21 protein-coding genes and 2 pseudogenes are annotated in these 25,519 nt (G+C 58.7%); 12 read left to right on the top strand and 11 right to left on the bottom strand.

Annotation, left to right across the window (positions count from 1 at the left end; translation table 11 throughout):
* Positions 1 to 3: 3 nt before the first annotated feature.
* The 7 genes and pseudogenes from AVI_RS17070 (at position 4) to AVI_RS17045 (ending at position 8,162) form a co-directional block, all read left to right on the top strand.
* Positions 4 to 1,698: a methyl-accepting chemotaxis protein gene (locus AVI_RS17070; RefSeq protein ID WP_015917541.1), complete on the top strand. Its 1,695-nt coding sequence runs from the start codon at positions 4 to 6 to the stop codon at positions 1,696 to 1,698.
* 144 nt (positions 1,699 to 1,842) lie between these two features.
* Positions 1,843 to 2,334, top strand: a pseudogene (locus tag AVI_RS31835) (MCP four helix bundle domain-containing protein); the annotation flags it as partial.
* 123 nt (positions 2,335 to 2,457) lie between these two features.
* A pseudogene (locus tag AVI_RS17065) lies at positions 2,458 to 3,780 on the top strand (methyl-accepting chemotaxis protein); the annotation flags it as partial.
* An 85-nt stretch (positions 3,781 to 3,865) separates the two neighbouring features.
* On the top strand, positions 3,866 to 5,686 hold the full coding sequence (locus AVI_RS17060; protein WP_015917539.1) for a methyl-accepting chemotaxis protein: 1,821 nt from the start codon (positions 3,866 to 3,868) through the stop codon (positions 5,684 to 5,686).
* A gap of 1 nt (position 5,687) precedes the next feature.
* Entirely contained in the window at positions 5,688 to 6,182 is a 495-nt protein-coding gene (locus AVI_RS17055; RefSeq protein ID WP_015917538.1) for a chemotaxis protein CheW, read from the top strand.
* 26 nt (positions 6,183 to 6,208) lie between these two features.
* On the top strand, positions 6,209 to 7,060 hold the full coding sequence (locus tag AVI_RS17050) for a CheR family methyltransferase (RefSeq protein ID WP_049777252.1): 852 nt from the start codon (positions 6,209 to 6,211) through the stop codon (positions 7,058 to 7,060).
* Positions 7,061 to 7,067: 7 nt separating this feature from the next.
* Positions 7,068 to 8,162 carry a protein-glutamate methylesterase/protein-glutamine glutaminase gene (locus AVI_RS17045; RefSeq protein ID WP_015917536.1) on the top strand — a complete coding sequence of 365 codons (1,095 nt, stop codon included), beginning with the start codon at positions 7,068 to 7,070 and terminating at the stop codon, positions 8,160 to 8,162.
* A 374-nt stretch (positions 8,163 to 8,536) separates the two neighbouring features.
* Here the strand turns inward: AVI_RS17045 and AVI_RS17040 are convergent, their stop codons facing one another.
* The 4 genes from AVI_RS17040 to AVI_RS17025 form a co-directional block, all read right to left on the bottom strand.
* Positions 8,537 to 9,040, bottom strand: a complete 504-nt coding sequence (locus AVI_RS17040; RefSeq protein ID WP_139192599.1) for a hypothetical protein — start codon at positions 9,038 to 9,040, stop codon at positions 8,537 to 8,539.
* A 454-nt stretch (positions 9,041 to 9,494) separates the two neighbouring features.
* A complete protein-coding gene (locus AVI_RS17035) occupies positions 9,495 to 10,202 on the bottom strand; it encodes a GIN domain-containing protein (RefSeq protein WP_015917534.1) in 708 nt (235 codons plus the stop codon).
* 33 nt (positions 10,203 to 10,235) lie between these two features.
* Entirely contained in the window at positions 10,236 to 10,808 is a 573-nt protein-coding gene (locus AVI_RS17030) for a DUF1700 domain-containing protein (protein ID WP_015917533.1), read from the bottom strand.
* Positions 10,805 to 11,131, bottom strand: coding sequence for a PadR family transcriptional regulator (locus AVI_RS17025; protein ID WP_041697252.1), 327 nt, complete (start codon positions 11,129 to 11,131; stop codon positions 10,805 to 10,807). The genes AVI_RS17030 and AVI_RS17025 overlap by 4 nt, the downstream gene beginning before the upstream one ends.
* Before the next feature lie 278 nt (positions 11,132 to 11,409).
* Here AVI_RS17025 and AVI_RS17020 point away from each other — a divergent pair, with 278 nt between their 5' ends.
* Complete coding sequence (locus tag AVI_RS17020) at positions 11,410 to 12,168, top strand: ParA family protein (RefSeq protein WP_015917531.1); 759 nt, start codon at positions 11,410 to 11,412, stop codon at positions 12,166 to 12,168.
* A gap of 6 nt (positions 12,169 to 12,174) precedes the next feature.
* Here AVI_RS17020 and AVI_RS17015 read toward each other — a convergent pair whose 3' ends face one another.
* The 6 genes from AVI_RS17015 to AVI_RS16990 form a co-directional block, all read right to left on the bottom strand.
* Complete coding sequence (locus AVI_RS17015) at positions 12,175 to 12,702, bottom strand: RNA pyrophosphohydrolase (protein ID WP_015917530.1); 528 nt, start codon at positions 12,700 to 12,702, stop codon at positions 12,175 to 12,177.
* 39 nt (positions 12,703 to 12,741) lie between these two features.
* The gene (locus AVI_RS17010; protein ID WP_234895250.1) at positions 12,742 to 13,932 is read right to left on the bottom strand and encodes a divergent polysaccharide deacetylase family protein; all 1,191 of its coding nucleotides are present in this window, start codon (positions 13,930 to 13,932) and stop codon (positions 12,742 to 12,744) included.
* A gap of 183 nt (positions 13,933 to 14,115) precedes the next feature.
* Positions 14,116 to 15,450, bottom strand: coding sequence for a S41 family peptidase (locus tag AVI_RS17005; RefSeq protein ID WP_015917528.1), 1,335 nt, complete (start codon positions 15,448 to 15,450; stop codon positions 14,116 to 14,118).
* The gene (locus AVI_RS17000) at positions 15,440 to 16,915 is read right to left on the bottom strand and encodes a murein hydrolase activator EnvC family protein (RefSeq protein ID WP_015917527.1); all 1,476 of its coding nucleotides are present in this window, start codon (positions 16,913 to 16,915) and stop codon (positions 15,440 to 15,442) included. The genes AVI_RS17005 and AVI_RS17000 overlap by 11 nt, the downstream gene beginning before the upstream one ends.
* A 283-nt stretch (positions 16,916 to 17,198) precedes the next feature.
* Positions 17,199 to 17,426 (bottom strand): hypothetical protein, encoded by a 228-nt coding sequence (locus AVI_RS16995; protein WP_015917526.1) that lies wholly within the window; start codon positions 17,424 to 17,426, stop codon positions 17,199 to 17,201.
* 194 nt (positions 17,427 to 17,620) lie between these two features.
* On the bottom strand, positions 17,621 to 17,851 hold the full coding sequence (locus AVI_RS16990) for a DUF1674 domain-containing protein (protein ID WP_015917525.1): 231 nt from the start codon (positions 17,849 to 17,851) through the stop codon (positions 17,621 to 17,623).
* A gap of 109 nt (positions 17,852 to 17,960) precedes the next feature.
* On the opposite strand from AVI_RS16990, the gene htpX reads away from it, so the two are divergent.
* The 4 genes from htpX (at position 17,961) to purH (ending at position 24,022) form a co-directional block, all read left to right on the top strand.
* Positions 17,961 to 18,989 carry a zinc metalloprotease HtpX gene (gene htpX, locus AVI_RS16985; RefSeq protein ID WP_015917524.1) on the top strand — a complete coding sequence of 343 codons (1,029 nt, stop codon included), beginning with the start codon at positions 17,961 to 17,963 and terminating at the stop codon, positions 18,987 to 18,989.
* A complete protein-coding gene (locus AVI_RS16980; RefSeq protein ID WP_015917523.1) occupies positions 18,980 to 20,461 on the top strand; it encodes an RsmB/NOP family class I SAM-dependent RNA methyltransferase in 1,482 nt (493 codons plus the stop codon). Before htpX ends, AVI_RS16980 begins: the two co-directional genes overlap by 10 nt.
* 115 nt (positions 20,462 to 20,576) lie before the next feature.
* The gene (locus AVI_RS16975) at positions 20,577 to 22,253 is read left to right on the top strand and encodes a heparinase II/III family protein (RefSeq protein ID WP_041697248.1); all 1,677 of its coding nucleotides are present in this window, start codon (positions 20,577 to 20,579) and stop codon (positions 22,251 to 22,253) included.
* Between the two features lie 152 nt (positions 22,254 to 22,405).
* Complete coding sequence (gene purH, locus AVI_RS16970) at positions 22,406 to 24,022, top strand: bifunctional phosphoribosylaminoimidazolecarboxamide formyltransferase/IMP cyclohydrolase (RefSeq protein ID WP_041697246.1); 1,617 nt, start codon at positions 22,406 to 22,408, stop codon at positions 24,020 to 24,022.
* A 119-nt stretch (positions 24,023 to 24,141) separates the two neighbouring features.
* On the opposite strand, the gene AVI_RS16965 is transcribed toward purH, so the two are convergent.
* Entirely contained in the window at positions 24,142 to 25,494 is a 1,353-nt protein-coding gene (locus AVI_RS16965) for a capsule biosynthesis protein (RefSeq protein WP_015917520.1), read from the bottom strand.
* Between the last annotated feature and the right edge of the window lie 25 nt (positions 25,495 to 25,519).

The raw sequence follows: 25,519 nt of genomic DNA, 5'->3' as shown, positions 1-25,519 counted from the left end.
GTTATGCGGTTTACAATCAAAATGAAGCTGGGGTTGGCTTTCGGCATCGTCGTCGCGTTGCTGATTGCCAGTTCGGTTCTCGGAATTCAAAGTCTGGGCTCGATGAACGATGCCATGGGCAATACGCTTGAAGGTCCTGTGGAACGGTTGCGCTTGGCTCAACAGCTCCAGATGGAGCAACTTCAGCAATTGCGTCAGCAAAAGAATGTTCAGCTGGCGCAATCCGAGGACGAAATAAAATCCAGTATCGTCAAGGCCAATGCGTCGCGTGCCGAATTCGACCAGGCTTTTGCAGCCGTGATGGCCAAGGCGACGGAAGAAGGCAAGGTATTCTGGAACAAGCTTGCCGTCGTGGAAGCCGACTTCCGAAAGACCGACGACCAGATCAAGGCTTTGACAATCGCTGGCGATACTGCGGGCGCACTGAGAGTCTCGACGGGTGAAAACCGCAAGGCTGTCAATGAAATCGACGATCTCCTGTCGCAAGTCGTCAGCCTGGAACAGTCCCGCCTGCGCGATGCTGACGCTGCCGGCGATGCCGAATATGCCAGCACCCGGTTGATGCTTTTGTCCCTGTCGATTGCCGCCTCCGTTATTGCCGTTATGGCAGCGGTCTGGATTGTCATCAGCGTCACCGGCGGTATCAATCGTGCGGTTGTGGCTGTGCGCAAGGTTGCCGATGGCGACCTGACGGAGTTTGCCCAAATCCGCTCACGCGATGAAATCGGTGACATGCTGCAATATGTCAACACGATGATCGAGCGTCTTCGCGGCGTGGTTGGCGATGCGCTGTCAGCATCCGACAATGTGTCTTCGGGTAGCCAGCAGCTATCGTCTGCCTCCGAGCAGGTCAGCCAGGGCGCAACGGAACAGGCGTCATCTGCCGAAGAAGCTTCTGCCTCGATGGAAGAGATGGCGGCCAATATCAAGCAGAATGCTGACAATGCGGCCCAGACTGAAAAGATCGCCCGCCAGTCCTCCAAGGATGCAGAAACCTCTGGCGAAGCGGTCAACCGTGCGGTTGGTGCGATGCGCACGATTGCCGAGAAGATCTCGATCGTCCAGGAAATCGCTCGTCAGACCGATCTTCTGGCCTTGAATGCGGCGGTTGAAGCCGCCCGTGCGGGTGAGCATGGCAAGGGCTTTGCAGTAGTTGCCTCTGAAGTGCGCAAGCTTGCCGAACGCAGCCAGGCAGCAGCGGCTGAAATCAGCACGCTATCGGGCCAGACGGTACAGGTGGCAACGGAAGCCGGAGAAATGCTGACCCGGTTGGTTCCTGACATCCGCAAGACGGCGGAATTGATTTCCGAGATCTCGGCGGCTTGCCGTGAGCAAGATATCGGTGCCAGCCAGATCAACGAGGCGATCCAGCAGCTCGACAAGGTGACGCAGCAGAATGCGGGCGCTTCGGAAGAAATGTCTGCAACCTCTGAAGAACTGGCTGCTCAGGCCGAGGAACTGCAAACCTCCATCGCCTTCTTCAAGGTCGATGGTGCGCATCAGAAGAAGCCTGCACCACAGACCCGGACTGTTGCTGCTCGTGCTGCGCCAGCCCGGACGGCTGCACCGGCAAAACCCCGTACACCGACGTCGTCTCAGACGGTTGCTGCCCAGCAGGCGAGAGCCAAGGGCTTTGCCCTCGATCTCTCCATGGGCGGTCCGGATGAGGAGGATCTGGATTTTCGTCAGTCGGCATGACCTAGGCTCCTATTCGATTTCGCATCGGGCCGATTAGCGGCCCGATGGCACCCGACAGGCATGTATGTGCGCCGAGCCGGATCTTACCCGCTTTGAACGAATGATGTTGTTCGGCCCGGGCTTGCTTCTCAAATTAATTTAGGGATGACGCACATGCGCTTCACAATAAAACTCAAACTTGCATTGGCTTTCGGGCTTATGATCGCCATGCTGATTGCGGTCGCATTGTATGGCATCTCCAGCATCGGGACGATCAACCAGGCTGCGTCTGATATTATCGCCGGACCGGCTAAACGGCTCGAATACGCATTGTCGGCTTCCAGCAAAATGTCAGAAGCCATTCGCGCCCAGAAAAATGCCCTGCTTTCCAAGGATGATGCGGAAGCCAAGGCATATTATCTGGCATCCGACACCAACATCAAAGATATGATCGGCTTGGGACAGGCAGGTCTTGCGATTGCAAGTCAGCAGGGCAAACCCTACTGGGAGTCCGTGATCAAGAATGCTCTGGATTTCAGAGAATCTGCGGCTCGTCTTCCAGATATCCAGGCGGCCGGCAAAGTGAATGATGCCATAGCGCTTTCGAATGGCGACCTGCGAGCTTTGGCGACCAATATGGCTGAAGCCATTACAAAACTGGTCGAAATTCAGAAGCAGGGCATGGCCAAAGCGGATGAGGATACAGATACTCTCTATGCCGAGACGAGGACCATGGTTCTCGTTGTCGCGGGGATTGCTACGCTTCTCGCAATTGCGGCTGCCTTGTGGATTGCTTTTGGCATCAGCGCCGGGCTTCGCAAGATCGAAACTGTTGCCAATGCCGTTTCCATCGGCGATCTGGACCAGACCGTTGAAGTGAAAACCAATGACGAGATCAAGGATCTTGTCACGACGATTAACGGGATGACGGAAAATCTGCGAGCAACTGCCGCTTTGGCAAACCGCATCTCCGAAGGTGATTTGTCTCAGGATATCACGCCCCTCTCGAGCAAGGATTCGTTGGGCATCGCTATGCGATCCATGACCGTCAATCTGCGTGAAACGGCAGCTACTGCCGATAAGATTGCCAATGGTGATTTGACGGTGACGACGACGCCGCGCTCCAATGTCGACACGCTGGGCCTTGCCTTGCAGAGCATGGTGGAGCGTCTTCGGGGTGTTGTTGCCGATGCCTTGTCGGCGTCTGACAACGTTTCTTCCGGCAGCCAGGAACTGTCCTCAAGCTCTGAACAGCTGTCGCAGGGCGCGACGGAACAGGCGTCGTCTGCCGAAGAAGCTTCCGCCTCGATGGAAGAGATGGCAGCCAATATCAAGCAGAATGCCGACAATGCCGCCCAGACCGAAAAGATCGCCCGCCAGTCCTCCAAGGATGCGGAAGCCTCTGGCGAAGCGGTCAACCGTGCTGTCGGTGCGATGCGCACGATTGCCGAGAAGATCTCGATCGTCCAGGAAATCGCTCGCCAGACCGATCTTCTGGCCTTGAATGCGGCGGTTGAAGCCGCCCGTGCGGGTGAGCATGGCAAGGGCTTTGCGGTGGTTGCCTCTGAAGTGCGCAAGCTTGCCGAGCGCAGCCAGGCAGCAGCAGCTGAAATCAGCACGCTGTCGGGCCAGACGGTACAGGTGGCAACGGAAGCCGGTGAAATGCTCGGCCGGTTGGTTCCTGACATCAGAAAGACGGCGGACCTGATTTCCGAGATCTCGGCAGCGTGCCGTGAGCAGGATATCGGTGCGAGCCAGATCAACGAGGCGATCCAGCAGCTCGACAAGGTGACGCAGCAGAATGCGGGTGCCTCGGAAGAAATGTCTGCAACCTCTGAAGAACTCGCCGCTCAGGCCGAGGAGCTCCAGGCTTCCATCGCCTTCTTCAAGGTGGATGGACTGAAGGCGCAGAAGAAGGCGGCCCAAAACTATACGTCGCAGCCTGCAAGACCGGCCAAAATCACGACAGCGGCGGCTGTTGTGCGCAGGCCTTCGGCAGCACAGACCGTTTCCGCTCAGCAGGCGAGAGCCAAGGGTTTTGCCCTCGACCTCTCCATGGGCGGACCGGATGACGAAGATCACGATTTCCGCCAGCACGCGTGAAATCGGCCTACAACAAAGACCGGGACAGGCGAGAAATTGGCTGTCCTACCACGCTTAAATACGCGGAAATATCTGGGGGACTACCATGCGATTCACGATCAAACTAAAACTGGCCCTTGCCTTTGGCCTTATCATCCTGATGTCAGGCGCCATGGCAACGATGGCGATCATCAACCTTTCGTCACTCAATAGTGCGATCAGTGACATCATCGCTGGTCCCGCAGCGAATTTGCGTAATTCAAGCGATTTGTCGGATGCTGTCTTGTCTTCGATCCGCGATGAGAAAAACGCCATCATCAATGTGGACCCAAACAAGATTGATGAATATGTCGGCGGCGTGAAAGAGCGCCGTGCGCTTATCAATGATCTCCTGGTGAAACTGGATGCGGACACCAATCCGTTGATCAAGGAAAAAGTCGCGCAATTCCGGACCCACTTGCCCGGTTGGATCACCATGCAGGATTCCATCCTCAAGCTTGCCATCGAGAATACGGATGCCAGCAACAAGCAGGCGGGTGAAATTTCCATGGGCGATGGTGCCAAGCTGACAGCAAGCCTGTTGCAAAGTCTGGGTGCCCTAAACGGACAGATTTCCGCGGATCTCAAGCAGACCGATGAAGCCACCAACGAGCAATATGACTTCTCCCGCAATAGTCTGATTGCCGGCTTGGTTACCTTGCTGGTTCTGTCGATTGCTATTGCTGCGTGGATTGCCATGGGCATCAATTCCGGCCTGAAAAAGATCAAGGCCGTTGCAGATGCCGTTGCTATCGGCGATCTCGGTCAGGATATCGAGATCAGGACCAATGATGAAATCCGCGATGTCGTCGATAGCGTCAAGATCATGACCGGCAATCTCAGGGAAACGGCAGCTGTCGCCAATCAGATTGCCGATGGCAATTTGACGGTGGCGCCGAAATCCCTGTCCGATAAGGACACGCTTGGCCAGTCTCTTCAGTTGATGGTTGAGCGCCTTCGCGGCGTGGTCGCTGATGCCTTGTCGGCATCCGACAATGTGTCTTCGGGTAGCCAGCAGCTGTCGTCTGCCTCCGAGCAGGTCAGCCAGGGCGCGACGGAACAGGCATCGTCTGCCGAAGAAGCCTCCGCCTCGATGGAAGAGATGGCGGCCAATATCAAGCAGAATGCCGACAATGCCGCCCAGACGGAAAAGATTGCCCGCCAGTCCTCCAAGGATGCGGAAGCCTCTGGCGAAGCTGTGAACCGGGCTGTCGGTGCGATGCGCACGATTGCCGAGAAGATCTCGATCGTCCAGGAAATCGCTCGTCAGACCGACCTTCTGGCCTTGAATGCGGCGGTTGAAGCGGCCCGTGCGGGTGAGCATGGCAAGGGCTTTGCAGTGGTTGCTTCTGAAGTGCGCAAGCTTGCCGAACGCAGCCAGGCGGCAGCGGCTGAAATCAGCACGCTATCGGGCCAGACGGTACAGGTGGCAACGGAAGCCGGTGAAATGCTGACGCGGCTTGTTCCTGACATCAGAAAGACGGCGGAATTGATTTCCGAGATCTCGGCGGCTTGCCGTGAGCAGGATATCGGCGCCAGCCAGATCAACGAAGCGATCCAGCAGCTCGACAAGGTGACGCAGCAGAATGCGGGTGCCTCGGAAGAAATGTCGGCAACCTCTGAAGAACTGGCTGCTCAGGCCGAGGAACTGCAAACCTCCATCGCCTTCTTCAAGGTCGATGGTGCGCATCAGAAGAAGCCTGCACCACAGACCCGGACTGTTGCTGCTCGCGCAGCGCCAGCCCGGACGGCTGCACCGGCAAAACCCCGTACACCGACGTCGTCTCAGACGGTTGCTGCCCAGCAGGCGAGAGCCAAGGGCTTTGCCCTCGATCTCTCCATGGGCGGTCCGGATGAGGAGGATCGCCTCTTTCAGGAAAGCGCGTAACATGAGTGGACAATCGTCAGAATCGCAATTTGTCACCTTCAGCCTTGGTGAAGAAGTGTTTGCCGTGCCCGTTACCGTGGTCCGGGAAATTCTCGATCACGAGGATCCGTTCAAGATCCCGCATGGACCGGATTATCTTCTGGGCCTGCGGGATGTCCGGGGCCAGGGCGTGCCGGTCATTGATCTTCGTCTGCGGCTCGGCATGTCGCGCACGGTGAAGACGCCGCACACCCGGATTCTGGTGATGGATGTGCCACTTTCCGATCGCAGTCTTGCGGTCGGGGTGGTGGCCGACAAGGTCTTCGAGGTCATTCCCTTCCGGCATGCCGACATCGAGCAGGCGCCCGATATCGGCATCCGCTGGCGCTCAGATTATATCCAGGGCGTGGTGCGCCGTGAGGCGGGCTTTGTGGTGATCATTGATCTGGCGCGGTTGTTTTCGGGCGATGAAACTGCCCTTGCCTCTTCTTCTGCACCGGCTTTTGCCGTCGCGTGAAAAACCATTACAGGGAGGCCGCCAGCGTGAATGCATTGGCAGAAGCAGTTGTTGGAGACCACAGAATCAGCCCGAAAAATTTCAGGCGTCTGTCGAACTACATTTTTGAATATAGCGGCATCAAGATGCCGGAAACCAAGACGACGATGCTGGAAGGCCGGTTGCGCAGGCGCTTGCGCGCCACCGGCTTTACGGACTTCGACAGCTATTGCCATTATATTTTCGAAGAGGGCGGCCTTGCGACCGAATCCGTCCATCTGATCGATGCGGTTACCACCAACAAGACGGACTTTTTCCGCGAGCCCAACCATTTCGACTATTTGACGCAAAAGGCCTTGCCGGATCTGGAGGCCAGGGGCGTGCGTCGGGTTCGCATCTGGAGTTCGGCCTGTTCGATCGGTGCGGAGCCCTATACGCTTGCCATGGTGCTGGCGGAATATATGGAACGCCGCAGCGGGATGGACTATCATATTCTGGCAACAGATCTGTCGACCGACGTGCTGCAGAAGGCTCGCCGGGGTGTCTACCCTGCCGAAATGCTGGAGCCGGTGCCGCGCACCATGGCGGCCCGATACGTGATGCACGCGCGTGACAAGCAGCGGAACGAGGTACGGATCGCGGCGGCACTTCGCACCCATGTCGGTTTTGCCCGGCTGAACCTGATGGACGACAGCTATCAGGTGGGGGAGCCGATGGATATTATATTCTGCCGTAATGTATTGATTTATTTTGATAAAAAGACGCAGTTCAATGTGCTGCGACGCCTATGCGATTGCCTTGGCCAAGGGGGCTATATGTTCATAGGCCATTCCGAATCAATTACTGGGTTGGATCTTCCGCTCAAGCAATTGGCCAATACGGTTTTCAGGAAGGTATGATTGTCAGATGCCGAAGAAAATTCGCGTCCTTATTGTCGACGATTCAGCCAGTGTCCGGCAAATCCTGACAAATGTCCTGCAATCGGATCCGGACATCGAGGTGATCGGAGCCGCTTCCGACCCCTTCGTCGCCGCCCGGCGCATTGCCGAGGAAATTCCGGATGTGATCACGCTGGATGTGGAAATGCCGCGAATGGATGGCATCACCTTCCTGCGCAAGCTGATGTCGCAGCGCCCCATTCCGGTGGTGATGTGCTCCTCCCTGACGGAGGCCGGCAGTGAAACTCTGATGCAGGCCATGGAGGCGGGCGCCGTCGACATCATTCTCAAGCCGAAAATTGCCGCGGCGGATCACCTGGCTGAGCAGGCCGAACGGATTTGCCAGGTGGTGAAAAGTGCGGCCCAGGCGCGGCTCGGGACGCGAAAGTCGATTGTCACGGATCGTGCCTCCGCCAGCGGTGAGCCAGCAAAGAAACTGACTGCGGATGCCATGCTGCCACCACCGTCAGGCCGTGCCATGGCCAAAACCACTGAAATGGTGGTCTGTGTGGGGGCATCGACCGGCGGCACCGAGGCGCTTCGGGAGTTCCTGGAAAAAATGCCTGCCAACGCGCCAGGCATCGTCATCGTGCAGCATATGCCGGAAAAATTCACCGCGGCTTTTGCCAAGCGACTAAACGGCCTGTGCGAAATGGAAATCAAGGAAGCGGAAAACGGCGATCCGGTGCTGCGCGGCCATGTGCTGATTGCGCCCGGGGATCGCCATATGATGCTGGAGCGCCAAGGGGCGCGGTATCATGTGTCGGTCAAATCAGGCCCGCTGGTGTCGCGCCACCGTCCGTCGGTGGATGTGCTGTTTCGCTCGGCGGCCCGCTCGGCAGGCGCCAATGCCATGGGTGTTATCATGACCGGCATGGGGGATGACGGCGCGCGCGGCATGCTGGAAATGCACCAAGCTGGAGCCTTCACGCTTGCCCAGGATGAGGCAAGCTGCATTGTCTTTGGCATGCCCAAGGAAGCCATCGCCCATGGCGGCGTGGACCGTACCGTGCCGCTGCACCAGATTGCGCCGGAAATTTTGGCGGAGGACCGGAGGCGCTAGAGTTGGTCTTCGGACAATTGGCGACCGGTTTTCCCGATAAGACAAACGAAAACAGAAAGATATAGCATCGGACTTGTTCGGTTTTCATAGTATACGACGCAACTTGATCAATTGGCTTCGCCCCCCTCATCCCCCTGCCGGGGACTTCTCCCCGCTGGGGAGAAGAGGTCAACACGACAACACTGAGCCTCATCTTAAGGCTGCGGACAAAGGAGTTTATCGGCCTTTGCTGCGCATAGAAGGCACAAGGGGATGCCGCAGGTTTCTTCTCCCCATCGGGGAGAAGGTGGCGGCAGAGGCAAGAGGGGGCGGCAAAGCCGAGAACCGTTTGTGTCGTGTACTCTGGAGTCCGATTTTCTGCACGATACAATCGCTCACGGTGCCGGGGCGTTCCGCTCGGTATCCTGATCCAGGAAGACCTGTCGCGCACTATGCAGCGCTTCTTCCGGGGGGCGGTTGTTGCGGTATTTTTCGACAATGATCTGGTGAATTTGGCTGCGGATCTCTTCATTGTCTCTGGCTGCGGGAGGCAACGAGGGTATGAGAGCGTGTCCGCTTTTCATTGAGCCGCCCAAATTCTCCCTCTCTTTGTTTTCAGGCATTTCCGAACGCAAAATCGCTTCACACTTGTCCTGGAAATGCTTCAGATCCGGGTGCTGGAGTGCTTGCTTTGCCTCCTCCAGCCGGGCTTGCAAATCCATCAGCGAATTCAGCAGGAGCATGTCGACTGTTTCAGCGGCGATGCTGTCTCCAGTCGGCTGCTCCTTCATCCACTGATAATGGCCTGACAAGGGCGGCTCTGTTTGCAACCGCGCCCGGTGGCGCAGCAGCAGCCCCAACACGCCCAATCCGAAAGCAGGTGGGGTGATAATCAGCAAAGCCTTGATCCAATTGGATGAGGATTGCCATGTATCGAAAAGATCAGCCCAGAGATTGTAATCGGTCATTGTCCATCCTCCCGCACCTGGAAACCGATCGACCACCGGAGGCGTGAGCCTCTGGTGGCCGGGGAGCTAGAAAAATCGCTACAAAACGACCGCCCCGACCTTTAAGCCGAAGCTCTGGACATGCGTCGAGGCCTCCCCGACCATATAGAATGGTGGGAGCGGACCATATAAACATGGCCCACCGCCTCAGCCACAAACCTATGGCTGAGGGGTGTCATTTAACGGCCGACACCGGCCGTTTGTAGAGGAGTTTTCTAGGCTCCGGGACCGGCCCCGTTCCGACCAATCCTGATGCAACCATAGGGTATTGTCGGCGGGAGGGGAACAGGGAATTTTGGGGGGTGGGCGCGAAACAATGCAGTCGAGTTTGAAGTGCTCGACGAGGTTAAGGAGCTTGCACGATGCGACCGCTGCCGTTGATTTCTGAACGCCGCAATGTCGGGTGACCGGAGAGATCAACATTGCCGCTCCCGGAAATCGACACATCCGCATCTTTCAGCGCGGTCATGTCTGCGTTCCCGCTGCCAAGGATCACGATCCGTGCGGACTGAGCCGTCAGCCTCCTGAGCTGGGCGGTACCCGACCCTGAAATGTCCACATCAACCGTGTCGGCAGCTCCCGTCGCGGAAACGTTGCCGCTCCCTTTGATATCCAGTCGCAATTGAGGCTGGTTGATGTGCGATAGGGATAGGTTGCCGCTTCCAAGCAGTTTCCAGTCTGTTATCGCAGGTCCCGACACGCTGATATCGAGTTTTGATTGCGACCAGCCCAGATGACAATCCAGGCTCAGCCGATGGCCATCCATTCGAACATGCCCAACAAGGGTAGGGTCGCCACTGACGATGACTTCCGCCTTATCGCCAGGCTGATAGCGGACCGAAGCCGGCAAATCGATGGTGAGACTGTCGCTGGCGGTAAAGGGCAGCGTGACCTGCTGGCTGGTGGATTGGACCGATCCGCAGGTGGAGGATGTTGTTGCCCACAATTGCCGGGCTCCACCCCAATTTTCTCCTGAAATCCCGATACCCAATGTTAGAAAAACGACTGCACCAATCAGTCCCGTCGTTGCAACGAATGCCAATTTCCTCGTCATTGTCCGTTCCTTCAATGAGGTGTCAGGGAAAGCTCAAGCGTGATCCGGGCTTAATTGAGCCAGGCGAAAATGCAGCCGCGCATAGTGGCCGAGTATGCGGATACCGGTGCCAAGCCCCATCAACAACAACGCGCCACCGCCCAGGAACCCGCTCACAAGGCCCGCGCCGATCAGCAGTTGCGACAGTGTTTCTGTTGTTGGTCCATCAAACTGAAACAGCATCGTGGTAATGATGATCTTCACGCCAGCCGCTCCGATGGCCGTGACCGCAATTCCAAGGCCGAACACGGTAAAGAACGCCACAGTGAGCAGGGGCAGTAAAAACAGGATGTCAACGATGGCGAGCCCCGCCAGCGCCATCATGGCCGCCAGCATGTTCGACAGGCTCCAATGGGATTCGAAACGGCGCAGCCCCATTTCGGCCCTGAGCTCTCTGGCAATTCTGGCCGGATTGCCCAAGGCCGCCGCAACCTCCTGTTCACTGCGACCGGAGGCGGCTGATTCGGCAAAGTGAGCCTGATAATCGGCGACGATGTCGTCCACTTCTTGAGCAGGCAAACCGGCCAGCCCCAGTCTCAGCATGCGTAAGAAGGCATCCTTGGTCATGGCAAATCCTCAAGAAGTGTATCGACGGCGCTTGCAAAGGAGCGCCAGTCGCGGCGATGAGCTTCGAAAATTGTTCGGCCCTGTTCCGTGAGCCGATAATATTTGCGCGGTGGCCCATTGCTGGACTCAACGATGCGGGTGGCCACCAATCCGTCATTCTGCATGCGGCGCATCAGCGGATAGATCGTGCCTTCTCCCATGCCGACGGCGCTGACCAAGGTACTGGCGATTTCGTAGCCATAGCTTTCGCCGTGAGACAGCACGGCCAGGACGCAGAGGTCGAGGGCCCCTTTCCGCAATTGAACCTGGATCGAGTCAGTCATGGGCACCTCAGCTTTGTATTTTGAATATAACAAGCTATCTGCTTATGCAAGGTAGTGGTTTGCGTTTTTTGGAAGGAGACGGGTGATTGAGGGGTGTCGGGCTTATGGTTGTGAACGAACCTGGAAAGCCCAGGGGAATTGTCGCATTTTGTCGAATAAATAACGCCTGATTAACCATGTCGCGTCACAATGGATCTGCCCGATGCGAATGGGTTGCCCGATGTGTTTGGGCCTTGGGGAGCGATGCCTGGCTCCGTTATGGCTGACCGAGGTTTCTCATGCCCATCATTACCTTCGCCAATACCAAGGGCGGTGCCGGAAAGACCACGGCGGTTCTGTTGCTTGCGACGGAACTGGTGCGCCGGGGTTATAGGGTCTCGGTGATCGATACGGATCCACAGCGCTGGATTTCCCGCTGGTTCGAGGGCGCGGACGGTCATGCCGGCACCATGCGCGTCGCCACCTATATCTCCGTAAATGCCTTGGCACGCACCATCGAGGCTTATCGTGGCAGCTCCGATTATGTGATCGTCGATCTGCCCGGCGCGCAATCACCCTTGCTGGCGACGGCGCTTGGCCTTTCCGATCATGTGCTGATCCCCATCCAGGGCAGTGCCATGGATGCCCAGGGCGGCGCGCAGGTGATCGAACTGCTGCAATATCTCTACAGCAAGGGGAATATTCGCATTCCCCATTCCGTGGTTCTGTCACGGGTCAATTCGCTGGTCACCACCCGCGCGCTTCGCGCCGTCAAACTGCTTCTGGCTGAACGGTCGGTGCGGGTTCTGGCGACGCCGATCATCGAGCGCGCCGCCTATCGCGATATGTTTGAATATCGCACCAGCCTGCACCGCCTGGACCCGGAGCGGGTCAGCAATCTCGACAAGGCCATCGCCAATGCCGAGCGCTATTGCGACGAGGTCGAAATGCTGGTGCCAACCATCCGCATGCCGGTTGCCGATAACCTGACGAATAGCCGGGCCGATAACGGCAATCGCGGATTTATGGAAATGCCACTACTGCGGGCCGCCTACTGATAACCGTCAGGCATTGGCAGGGGAAAGATGCCTGAAGGCGGCGACCACCTGTTCGTAGACGCCGCGTTTGAACGGCACGATCAGGTCCGGCAGTTCTGCCATTGGCTTCCACTGCCATTCATCGAATTCGGCATGCTGGCTGGTCGGCGGCGGATTGATCTGGATTTCGCTTTCGTCACCGTCGAAGCGAAAGGCAAACCAGCGTTGTGTCTGGCCGCGAAATTTGCCGCGAAGACCAATGCCGATCAGGGCTGGCGGCAGATCGTAATTGATCCAGTTCGGCGCTTCGGCCAGCAAGGTCACGGTTTTCATGCCGGTTTCTTCGTAAAGCTCGCGATAGGCCGCCTCTTTCGGATCTTCACCGGGGTCAATCCCGCCCTGCGGCATCTGCCAGAGCTGAGGCGAGCCATCATATTCGGAATTGAGCAGCGGAATGCGGCGGCCAGCCCAGACCAGTCCTTGCGCATTCAGCACCATGATGCCGACGCAGGGGCGATAGGGCAGATCCTCGGCTTTGACGGTGGTCTGGGTCATGGTGTCCTCATTGAGCGATCTTCTGGCCGCCTGTAAAAATCACTGTTGCGCTTCCATGGCAAGGGCGGAAACGCCGACGATTTCGATGCCACGTGCCTTGGCGCCTTCCGCCCATTTGGCAATGGCATTGACGCTTTCATCAAACGCCGAGGCAACACCGATGGCAGAGCCATTGCGCCGGGCAATCCGCTCCAGCTCGTCCAGCCGTTTCAGGATGGCCTGTTCCTGTATCTGGTCGTCCAATTGCAGATCGGCGACGGAAAACGGCATGTTCATCGCCTTGGCGAACGTCGCTGTCAGGGATCTTGCCGAGGAGCCGTCATCGAGAAACAGCAGGCCGCGCGCCGCAATATCACGCATGACAGGGTCCATCGCGCCGCTATCGGACAGGAAGCGCCCACCCATGTAATTCATCAGCCCGGTATAATTGGTCATGCTGGCCATGGCCCTATGCAGGTCGCGCAGATTGTCGGTGGCAGCGCGCCCAACCTGCAATGTGCCTCGGCCCGGATCGTTTGCCGGATAACCAACCGGCTCCAACGGCACCTGCAACAGGATCTCATGGCCGCCGCGCCGTGCCTCCTGCATCCAGCGCGACAGGCTGTTGCCGCTGGCGGCAAAGGCTAGTGTCACTTGTTCCGGCAGGTGCTTGATCGCCCGTTGCGTGCCAGTTTGGCTGAGGCCGAGGCCGCTGACGACGATGGCCACTCGCGTTCCATGCGCGCCGGACCAGGGCCGTGCATATTGCTCGACGGGTCGAAGTCCATCGCGGCCCGTCACCGGGATTTGCCCTTCTGGAGTGTTTTCCAGAAGGTCCGGATTGGGCGTGGCCGCCACACGCGGGTCCTGGCCCACATGCGGAGTGGTGACCAGGGCCGGGCCGGAGCCGTCCCGGCTGGCGGGTGAATATTTGGTGACAACCGAACCGTCCGGCAGGGTCGAGCGCTCGACTGTAGCGCCAGAGGTCGGGGCGCGGGCTTCCATGCTGCGGGATGGGCCGGGCGCTTTCGCGGCTGGCTCCTCGGCAGGGACGGCAGCCGCCACCGGTGGGGTGGTGGCGAGCGGTAGCGGATTGCGCAGCGGAAGCGGCGTGAGTGTTGTGTAAACGGACAGGCCGAGAAGAGCGACCGAGCTTGACGCTGTCAGTGCCTTGAAGGGAGAGATTTTCGGACCGCCCGTGCGGCGCTTCTTGCGGTTCTGGCCCAAAGCTGCGTGCAGATCAGCGCTCAATGTCATGTCCTTCGACACATTGGATTGGACTGTCCTCTCCATGCCGCGAATCACTTCGCCATGTCGATGACCATGCCTTTCCCTTCCATACGGTTCAAGCTTTGCCTGCGTGCAACGGGAAGGGCGCTGTCAACGAAAAATGCCGGCCATGAGGCCGGCATTTCGAGGACCGTCAACCGATCCTTACTTCTTCTTGGCGCTTTCCAGCACGGCCTTGCTTGGGTCGGGCGGGAAGGACGGGTCTGTCTTGGCGCCGCGCAGCAGGTCGAGTGCGTAGTTAAGCTGCACGTCATCCTTCGGATCCGGCGGCACATAGGCAACCGAGCCGGAGCCTTCTTCCGTCTCGCTCTGGCCCTGGATATGGCCCGGCAGCGAGGATTCGCCCTCGGTGCGCAGCTTGCCCTGCAGATCGGCGGGCAGCGGCTCTTCCACCTTGATATCAGGATGGATGCCAGTCCCCTGGATCGACTTGCCTGATGGCGTGTAATAGAGCGCCGTCGTCAGGCGCAGCGCGCCCTTGTCGCCCATCGGGATGATGGTCTGCACGGAACCCTTGCCGAAGCTGCGGGTGCCGACCACTGTTGCCCGCTTCAGATCCTGAAGCGCGCCAGCGACGATTTCAGATGCCGAGGCCGAACCACCATTGACCAGCACGATCAGCGGCTTGCCATCGGTCAGATCGCCAGCGGTGGCATTGAAGCGGCGGGTATCTTCCGGATCGCGCGAGCGGGTGGAGACGATTTCGCCCTTCTGCAGGAAGGCGTCGGAGACGTAAATCGCCTGATCGAGCAGACCGCCCGGATTGAGGCGCAGGTCGAGAACGAAGCCCTTCAGCTTATCGGCTGGCACTTCCTTCTTGATCTTGTTGATCGCGGCTTCCAGGTCGTCATAGGTCTTTTCGGTGAAGGAAATCACCCTGACATAGCCGACATCGCCATCGACGCGAGACTTGACGGCGCGGATCGGGATGATTTCGCGCATGACGCTCATCTCGATCGGCTTGTCAGCACCCTTGCGCAAAATGGTCAGCTTGATCGGGGTATTGACCGCGCCGCGCATCTTTTCAACAGCGTCATTCAGCTGCATGCCGCGCACGGGGGTGCCATTGATCTCGGAGATCATGTCGCCAGCCAGAATGCCGGCCTTGGCGCCGGGTGTGTCATCGATGGGGGTGATGACCTTGACCAGGTCGTTTTCCATCGTCACTTCGATGCCGATGCCACCAAATTCACCCTTGGTCTGGGTCTGCATGTCCGCCGCTTCCTGGGCGTTCATGTAGCTGGAATGGGGATCGAGAGAGCTCAACATGCCATTGATGGCGGCTTCGACCAGCTTTTTCTCGTCAGGAGGCGTGACATACTGAGCGCGGACACGCTCAAACACGTCTCCAAAAATCGCCAGTTCCTTGTAAGTGGAATTGCCTGCCGCCTGGGCAGGAACGCCAGCCGAATAAACAACGCTCATCGCCGTCGCGCCCATCAGCGCGCCAACCAGCATTATAGAAGCCCTACGTATCATTGCGAACCTTTCCGGCGTCCTTCGCCCACCATGGTCGGGAATCAACCGAGTTACCGTCTTTTCTGAATTCTATGTAAAGGGTTGGGCGATCTGTTTCCAGCGCGAAAGCAGCTGCGCTGACGACTCTCTTTTCACCCATAGCACCAATCGGCTCGCCGGACAGCACGAATTGTCCGGCATGCACGTTGACACGGTCCATGCCGGACAAAACTATGTGATATCCGTTGCCTGTGTTGAGGATGGCCATTTTCCCGTAACTGCGGAACTGTCCCGCATACACCACCGTGCCGTCGGCGGGCGCAATCACCACGGCTGCTGGCGCAGTGGCAAGAACGATCCCCTTGGCCTCGTGACCGGTGCCGTCGGGATCGCCGAATTGCCGCAATACATCGCCTACAGCCGGAAGTTCCAGCTTCGCTTTCAGCTCTTCAAAGGAAAATGCCGGGGCAATGCGGTTTTTATCGGGCGGCGTGGTCTGGGCCTCAAGGCGGGCCTGATCCCGTTGCGCATCGGTCATCTGACGGCGCTTTTCCTCTTCCAGCTTTGCCTGGTCGGTGGCCTGACGCACAGAGGCAATTTCGTTTTCCAGGCTGCCGATCAGGCCCTGGAGTGACGAGGATTTCTGCGCAAGCTCCTGCGAGCGCGCCAGTTCTTCTTGCAATTGGGCGTTGTTCTGCTGGCTCAGCCGGGCGTTTTCAGCCAGAAGCATGTCCATGCGGGCTTCTTCTTCCTGGCGGCTTTTCAGGCTGGCGACCATTTTTTCGCGCTCATCGATGCTGGCCTTGCGCAGGTTGGTCAGTTCCTGCAAGTCACTGGCCAGCTTCTCGGTTTCCTTGCGCATGCCAGGCACGACAGCGCCCAGCAGAATGGCGGTGCGCACCGCTCCCAAGGCATCTTCCGGCGTGACCAGCAGAGCTGGCGGCGGATTGCGGCCCATGCGCTCCAGTGCACCCAGCACCTCGGCCAGCACGGCGCGCCGCGCCCGGAAGGATTTATGGATGACGTCTTGGCGGACCCCATAGTCCGCCAGCTTCTTTTCGCCATCGGCGATCTTTTGCTCCAGATCCTTGCGGCGTGCGGCGGAATCGATCAGCGCCTGGCGCAGGCTGGTGCTGCTCTTGTCCAGCGCGTCGATGCTCTTGCGCAACTCCTCGGATTTTTCCGAGGAAAGCTGCATGGATTGCGACAGATCCTGCAATTGACGCGAAACGTCCTCGCGCTTGGCCCGCAAGGCCCCGGCTGGATCGTCGGGGCTCGTCTGGCTCGAAGTTTCGGGACCTGCCTGGGGGCCAATATCGTTGGGGCTTGTTGGATTGATGGACGGCTGCGTCGAGACTGCATTGTCCGGGGCTGGCAATTGCTGGGCCATGGCGGAGGAAAGAGTTGTCGCACAAGTAAACGCGATTGCCCCGCACGACAGTGTTCGAGTGGCTAGACGCCTGCGTGCGAAGGAGTGGGATATCATCGCTGTCTTGATCGTGCCTCTGTCTCTTTGCCTGGCTCTTTGCGGTCTATCCGGGCTTTATCTCCGGACGAGGAAATCTGTTTCAGCTTTTCCCGATAGACGTCGCTAAACCCAGACGATTACGCCAAGCTAACCGATTTGCACCAAAGCGAAAAGAACAGCAGAGAAAAGTGTAGACTTCTCAATAAAGAAGTGGCCCACACGTGATGTCCACGTGCGGGCCTCAGCTTGAACAATCACGGGTGATTGCGGCAATTATAGAGCATTGGTGTGCGTCATACCATTAACGGCAGACGCGAACTCTCTTGACGATTTTTTCGCCATGGTGCCAGCGCACGACTTTGCGAACCTTGCAATGCGGCGGCGGTGGCGGCGGGCGCTGCATATGGTGAGGCGGACCACGACGATCATCGTCCGGTGGGGGCATTCTCGGCGATTGCGCCTGAGCAGGGACGATATTGGCGATAATCGTCGTCAATGCAAACGCCGTAGCAAGAACAATTTTCTTCATAGTCTACCTCTGACACTTCCTAAGTTCCGCTCGATAAACGCAGACTATGGCAAAATGTTTCATGAAATAATTGTTTCACAAAGATGTGAGTGGTGGCAGGATCGCACGCCTGGAGCAAACGCACTCGTGGAATGAATTTGACATTTGATTCCCCCTTGCTGCACCCTCGAGGATCAAATGTCGGAATCGGACCACTAGAAATCGATGGCGCGGCCGTTGATTTCCCAATCACCAAACCGGGCCGGGTCCGCGCCGCCGCGTCCACCGACTTCCGGCGCCGGTTTTTGGGCCTGCTCAGCCTTGCGGCGCTCCTCGGCTTCGGCCAGCGCACGGACTGCGGCAGGCGACAGCGTTTTCGGTGCGGCGTCGGTGCCGTCACTGTTTGCGGTGCCGGAATCTTGTCGGTCGTTCTGGTGCTCGTCCATTCGGCATCCATCCTGTAGCAATTGAAAATGATCGATGGTCTTTACATATGTAGGACATCGCAGCGAGCTGGAAAACCCTCTCCGTTGCCGGACCCTTTTGGAGGACCCGATGAATATCATGCGCACCGCCATGCTTCTGGCTTTCATGACAGCCCTGTTCATGGGCGTCGGCTTCCTGATCGGCGGCAAGGGCGGGATGATGATCGCGCTGGTCATCGCTGGGGCGATGAACCTGTTTTCCTATTGGAATTCCGACCGAATGGTGTTGTCGGCCTATCACGCTCAGGAGGTCGATCCGCGCAATGCGCCGGAATTTTATGAGATTGTCCGTGGTCTCACCCAAAATGCCGGGCTGCCGATGCCCAAGGTCTATATTTTCGACAATCCGCAGCCCAATGCCTTTGCCACAGGCCGCAATCCGCAAAACGCTGCCGTTGCCGCCTCGACCGGCTTGTTGCAGGCGTTGACACCGGAAGAAGTGGCGGGCGTGATGGCCCATGAGCTTGCCCATGTCGAACACCGGGATACGCTGACCATGACGATCACCGCGACGCTGGCCGGGGCGATTTCGATGCTGGGCAATTTTGCCTTCTTCTTCGGCGGTCGCCGCGACGAAAACGGCAATGGTGGTGGCATTATCGGTCCGCTTGTGGCGATGATTGTCGCGCCCTTTGCCGCCATGCTGGTACAGATGGCCATCAGCCGAACCCGCGAATATGCCGCTGACCGGCGTGGCGCGGAAATCTGCGGCAATCCGCTATGGCTGGCTTCGGCGCTGGCAAAAATCGCTGGCGCTCACCAGCCCAATTATCAGGCCGAGCGCAATCCGGCCACAGCCCATATGTTCATCATCAATCCCTTGTCGGGCCAGAAGATGGACAGCCTGTTTTCCACCCATCCCGATACCAGCAACCGGATCGCGGCGCTGCAAGCTTTGGCGCAGGAGATGGGTGGGCGTCAGGCAAACGTCTATCGCCCGCAGCACAGCAAGCCTGCGGCTTCAGGCCCTTGGGGCAGCAGTGCGGAAAGATCGACGGATGATCCCTGGGGTGTTAAGGGAGGCGCAAGCACGCGCTCCGTTCCCAAAATCGGACGACGCGGCAAGGATAATGACGCCCCGAAGGGACCATGGAATTGAACGAAAGACGCGGCAAATCTCCAACCGATAAATCATCCTCCGGCCATCGGGAGTCCAGCCTTGGGACCCCTGGCAAACAGGATGGCCAATCCAGGCAGAAGTCCGACAGACCCCGCAGGCAGGTGCATGACGACAAGCCCGGTCTGGAAGCGCGCATGGCCGCGAGCCGTCTTCTGGCTGCGGTGATCGACCGCAAGACCTCGCTGGATGGCATGATGGACGGCGACCATGGCAATCCCGCCTATGCCGCCCTGTCGGAGGCCGATCGTGGCCTGGTGCGCGCCATTCTCAACACCTCCTTACGCTTTCTGCCCCGCATCGAGGCCATGCTGGCCCGGCTGCTGGACGCGCCTTTGCCCGACGGTGCGCGCGCGCTTTATCATTCGCTGATCGTTGCCGCCGCGCAAATGGTCTACCTTGATGTCCCCGACCATTCCGCTGTCGATCTAGCCGTCGAACAGGCCAATCGCGATCCGCGCAGCCGCCGGTTCGCCAAGCTGGTCAATGCGGTTTTGCGTAGGCTGGGCCGTGAAAAGCAGGCACTTTTGGCGGATGTCGAAGATGTCATCTGCATGCCCGACTGGTTCTTCGAACGGTTGATCGCAGTCTATGGGGAGGAGGAAGCGCGGCGGATTGCACAGGCCCAATTGACCCCGGCTGCCATCGACCTGACCGTCAAGGCCGATCCGGCAGTGTGGGCCGAAAAGCTCAATGGAGTGGTGTTGCCGACTGGCAGCATCCGGCTGGCAAGCTTTGCCGGAGCGGTTTCAGCGCTTCCCGGCTTTGAAGAGGGGGCCTGGTGGGTTCAGGACGCGGCGGCTGCCCTTCCCGTGCGGATGTTCGGGTCCCTTGAAGGCAAGCGGGCCGTGGACCTCTGTGCCGCGCCCGGAGGCAAGACGGCGCAATTGGCTGCCGCGGGCGCGGTGGTGACGGCGGTCGAACAATCGGCCAACCGGCTGAAGCGCCTGAATGGCAACCTGCAACGGCTGGGGTTTTCAGCGCAACTGGTTCATCAGGACCTGATGGAGTTCAATCTGGGCGAGGATCATCCGGGCTTTGACGCCGTGCTGCTGGATGCCCCCTGTTCTTCCACCGGCACGACGCGCCGGCACCCCGATGTGTTTTATACCAAGGGGCCGCAGGATATCGTCAAGCTGGCGGGTGTGCAGGAACGGTTGCTGCGCCACGCCGTGACACTGCTGGCGCCCGGCGGCTCCATCGTGTTTTCCAATTGCTCGCTCGATCCACAGGAGGGCGAGGATGTTGTGGCTCGGGTTCTTGCCGATCATCCGGAACTGGAGCGGGTTGCGATGCAGGTCGCCGACTGGCCGGGGCTGGAAGACGCGATCACCCCGCTTGGCGAATTTCGCACCACGCCTGCTATGTTACCGGGGCCTGCTATGTTACCGGGCGGCGATAGCCATGCGGGCGGGCTGGATGGCTTTTATGCCTGCCGTTTACGCCGGGTTTAAATAAATCTTTACACAATTGGCGGCTGATAAACTGACATCCTTCGATTTCGGTTTATCAGCCTCATAGTTTTATCGCGCAAGGCCAAAGCGGATTGCGCGCGCAACGGAATGTCGAATGCCACAGAGACAGGGCCAGAGTTTGCCGGTGCTCTACGTCCGCGAAGGCTGGCGGCGATGGAAGCGGCGCGGCTGGTTGCCGGTGCGCGCTGCTTTTTCGCGGCTGCGCCGACGGCAGGTGCGTTTACTAGTGGCGCCGACCGATCTGCGGGTGGTTGATTCCCATGTGGCGACAGAGATTTTTGAGGGGCGCTTTCCGCTCGCAGGACGCTTGCTGGAATGCGGACGCGCATCGCCCTTCACCCTGGAACTGCCCTCGCAGGTGTTTGCCGCCAAGCTGCATTCCTTTTCCTGGCTTCGGCATATCCGCGCCAACAAGACGCCGGAAGCATCGGCCCATGCCCGCGCCATTGTCGATAGCTGGATCAAGCTGAACGGCAAGCGGGTCGGGATCGGCTGGGAGGCTGGGATACTGGGTCAGAGGATCATTGCCTGGCTGTCCCATTCGCCGGTTGTGCTTCAGGATTGCGAGAGCGGGTTTTACCGGCGTTTCCTGAAAAGCCTCAGCCGTCAAGTTGCCTATGCCGGACTGATCGCTGACCTTGCCCCTGACGGAGTGGACCGGCTGAGACTGCGTATCGCTCTGGCCATGGCCTCGATTGCCATGTCGGCCTCGGCGCGCCAGATCCGCAAGGCGGCCCATTTCCTCGACCTGGAACTGGAGCGGCAGGTGCTGGCCGATGGCGGGCATATCTCCCGCAATCCGCAGGCAGCACTCGACATCCTGTTCGATTTGCTGCCGCTACGGCAGACCTATGTCAATCTCGGTCATGACGTGCCGATCAAGCTGATTTCCACCATTGACCGGATGTTTCCCGCCATAAGGTTTTTCCGTCACAGCAATGGCGATCTTGCACTGTTCAATGGCGCCACGGCGACACTTGCCAATGATCTGATGTCGGTGCTGCGCTATGACGAGAGCGGTGGCCAGCCTTTCCGGGCCTTGCCGCACAGCCATTACCAACGGCTGGCGGCGGGCGGTGCCGTCGTTCTGGTCGATACCGGCGTGCCTGCGCAAGGCGATATCAGCCGTAGCGCCCATGCGGGTTGCCTGTCTTTCGAGCTGTCCTGTGGGCGCCATCGGTTGGTGGTCAATTCCGGCACGCCACGTTTTGCCGGCGAGCGATACCGGCAGATGGCGCGGGCAACGGCGGCCCATTCGACCCTTGTCATCGGCGATCAATCCTCTTGCCGGATTTCGACCTCGCGGTTTCTGGGGCCAATCATTGTAGGCGGCGTCTCTTCCGTGGAGGTGATGCGCAGGGCCGGTGACGATGGCAGTGATCATCTGACGGCCCGTCATGACGGCTATCTCAAGGGTTTCGGCATTCTTCACGAGCGGGATCTGCGCCTTAATGCGGCGGGCACCAAGCTGGTGGGGCATGACCGGCTGCTATCGGACAAGGAACAGCCGCTGGCCGATATGCCGAAGGGGGGGACGATCATCCGTTTTCACATTCACCCCTCGGTGCGCCTCACCCAGGAGGATGACCATAATATCCGGCTGGTGGCCAATGGCGGTAGCGAGACCTGGGTGTTTTCCTCTCCCACCGGCTTTCCTGTGATTGCCGAGGACGTGTTTTTCGCGGGCCTTTCCGGCATTCAGGCTTCCGAGCAGATCGAGCTTGTCCTGGAAACGCCGGAAATCTGGTGGTTTTTTTCAAAGCAGGGATAAGGCTGTTTCCTCTGGCAATATGCTGTGCTAGGCGGGCAGGCATCATGCTTGCCGCCGGTCTGCGGGCTGTCTCGGCTATTTTTGTTCACGCAATTCCACCTCTGGGATGCTTTTGAAGTCCATCCAGGAATTGCTCTTTCGGAGTGAAGGCCATGGCTGTTGTCTCGAAGAAAATTCCTGTTCCGGACAGAGTGCAGGTTCGCACCGCCCTGCTGTCGGTGTTCGACAAGAGCGGCATTGTCGATCTTGCCCGGGCCTTGAACGATATGGGTGTGCGGCTGCTATCAACCGGCGGCACCTACAAGGCGCTGATCGAGGCAGGCCTGCCCGCCACCGACGTGTCAGACGTGACCGGCTTTCCGGAAATCATGGATGGTCGGGTGAAGACCCTGCATCCTGCCGTGCATGGCGGCCTGCTTGCCATCCGCGATGATGAAGACCATGTGAAGGCTATGCAGGCCCATAAGATCGAGGCCATCGATCTCGCCGTCATCAATCTTTATCCGTTTGAGGCGGTTCTGGCAGCGGGCGGCGACTATCCGACCACGGTCGAAAATATCGATATCGGCGGCCCGGCGATGATCCGTGCCTCTGCCAAGAACCACGCCTATGTTACCGTGGTGACTGACCCTGCCGATTACGCCCAGCTTCTGGACGCGCTGAAAGCGGACGATTGTCACACGCCTTATGCGCTGCGCCAGCAGTTCGCCGCCCGCGCCTATGCCCGGACCGCCGCTTATGACGCAACGATCTCCAACTGGTTTGCCGAGGCGCTTGCCATCGAGACGCCGCGCAACCGGGTGATTGGCGGCAGCCTGCGCGAAGAAATGCGCTATGGCGAGAACCCGCACCAGAAAGCAGGCTTCTACGTCAATGGCGATCAGCGTCCCGGGGTCGCAACCGCCACGCTTTTGCAGGGCAAGCAGCTTTCCTATAACAATATCAATGATACGGATGCCGCCTTCGAACTGGTGTCGGAATTCCTGCCTGAAAACGGTCCGGCCTGCGCCATTATCAAGCACGCCAATCCATGCGGTGTCGCGGTCGGTAAGACGCTGGCCGATGCCTATCGCCGGGCACTGGCCTGCGACAGCGTCTCGGCTTTCGGCGGCATTATCGCGCTGAACCAGACCCTGGATGCGGAAACCGCTGAAGAGATCGTCAAGCTGTTTACCGAGGTGATCATCGCCCCTGACGTCACGGAAGAGGCAAAGGCCATTATTGCCCGCAAGGCCAATCTGCGGCTGTTGACCACTGGCGGTCTGGCCGACCCACGCGCGCCTGGCCTGACGGCCAAAACGGTATCGGGTGGCCTGCTGGTGCAAAGCCGCGACAATCTGGTGGTAGAAGATCTGGACCTGAAGGTCGTCACCAAGCGCGCACCGACCGCAGCCGAGCTGGAAGACATGAAGCTGGCCTTTAAGATCGCCAAGCATGTGAAATCCAACGCTGTCATCTATGCCAAGGACGGCCAGGCTGTCGGCATTGGCGCGGGCCAGATGAGCCGGGTGGATTCCGCCCGGATCGCCGCGATGAAAGCCGAAGATGCTGCCAAGGCCATGGGATTGGCCGAGCCGCTGACCCGTGGCTCTGCCGTTGCCTCCGAAGCGTTCTACCCGTTTGCCGATGGATTGCTGGCTGCCATTGCCGCCGGTGCGACGGCGGTGATCCAGCCGGGCGGTTCCATGCGCGATGCCGAGGTGATTGCCGCCGCCGACGAGCACGGCGTCGCCATGGTCTTTACCGGCGTGCGCCACTTCCGGCATTGATTGCTGTTAGTCGTCAAAAAGGGCGCGGAGTTTTTCACTCCGCGCCCTTTTTTTATGAAGGCCTTTTTTTATGAAGGCCTTGTTTTATGATGGCCTTGTTTTATCAAGGATTGGCGAATTCAGCGGATTGGGCCGGACCGCGCATAGGTCATATCAGGCACCGCCGCGTCTTCTTCCCAATCGAGTTCGACGGGTCTTCCCAGAACCGTCAGGATACCCTTGGGCGAGGTAAGCCTCGGTGGCGGATCAATGAAGGCGTCGGGCATATTGACCGTTCCCTCGATAACCCGCTGCACCATGGCGCCAATGGCCGCCTGACGGCCCGCCTTGTTGAAGAAGTCGCCCTTGATCTGGATGGTCGCGGCCATGGCCTTGACGAGATCGCGCATCAACTCCGGATCGACCGGCTCCGGCCGCTTCCAGAAATCATCCAGCCGGCCCTGATGGGTCAGCCCCGGCACGTCAAACACCGCGCAGCCCAGCACGATGGTTGGCTTTTGGGCGCGCAGGCTGTGAAGGCCAACCGTGGAATTGACGATGACCACACCCGCCGTCTTTTGCAGAATATCATGCAGGTCGCCTTCTTCGATAAAGACGACGCGGTCCTCAATCTTGAATTCTCGGGCGATATGGCGAAGCACCTTGTGCCAACGCTCCAGACCATTGTCGAGTGGATGCTGCTTAAACAGCAGCTTGCTACCGGCTGGCGCATTTTTGACGAAAGAAGCGATCACCTGCCGCATCATGTCGCGTAGATGCCGATAGGGGGAATTGGCACGGATCTGGTAATCGCTCTGCAATTGCAGGGCGACGAGATAGAAAGGCGGCTGGCCGTCCTCCAGAAATCCCTCCGGCAGGCGAGCAGGCTTGACGCCCGCTTTGAGCAGCCAGGGCAGATAATCCACCAGAGCGGAATAATATTTGTCGGCGTTATAGAGCGGATAGAAGGGCCTGCCGAAGAAATTCAGCAGGTTATAGATCACCTCGTTGAAGGCTTCTTGGCCAAACGTATGCGGATATTTCACCGCGATATCCGGTTCTTCCACCTTGGCGGCAATGGCGCGAATAGCCTTCGGATCGTTGGGAAAATGCGAGAAGCGCCCCATGCCATCACGCTCGAAGGTCAGCCAGTCCGGCCGCAGATACCCCCATTCAACCGCGTGACAGCGGACACCAAGCTCCTCACCAATCTCGGCGGCTTTGGCGTGATAGGGCAGGCGGTCCGCATAATAGACGATATCGGTAATTCCCTTTTCGGCAATCAACCGCCGCAGATAGGCTGGCCATTTGGAAAAGGAACCGCGATAATTTTTAGCGCCACGTTTGCGCCAGAACAGAAAATCGCCCAGCGTAAAATTCACATGGTGGGTTTTTACACCCGCTTGTTCAAAAGCTCTTGCAAATTCCGTCCAGAGAATGGAGGGAGGCCCCTGAAGGAACAATACAGCCTTTGTCGGCTCAACTGATGTCATTGCGGACGCGACCCCTCGTCTCAAT

The sequence above is a fragment of the Allorhizobium ampelinum S4 genome, from assembly GCF_000016285.1.
GTDB lineage: Bacteria > Pseudomonadota > Alphaproteobacteria > Rhizobiales > Rhizobiaceae > Allorhizobium > Allorhizobium ampelinum.
Note: the sequence above shows the minus strand (reverse complement) of the source record. Positions and strands in the feature narration are given on the sequence as shown.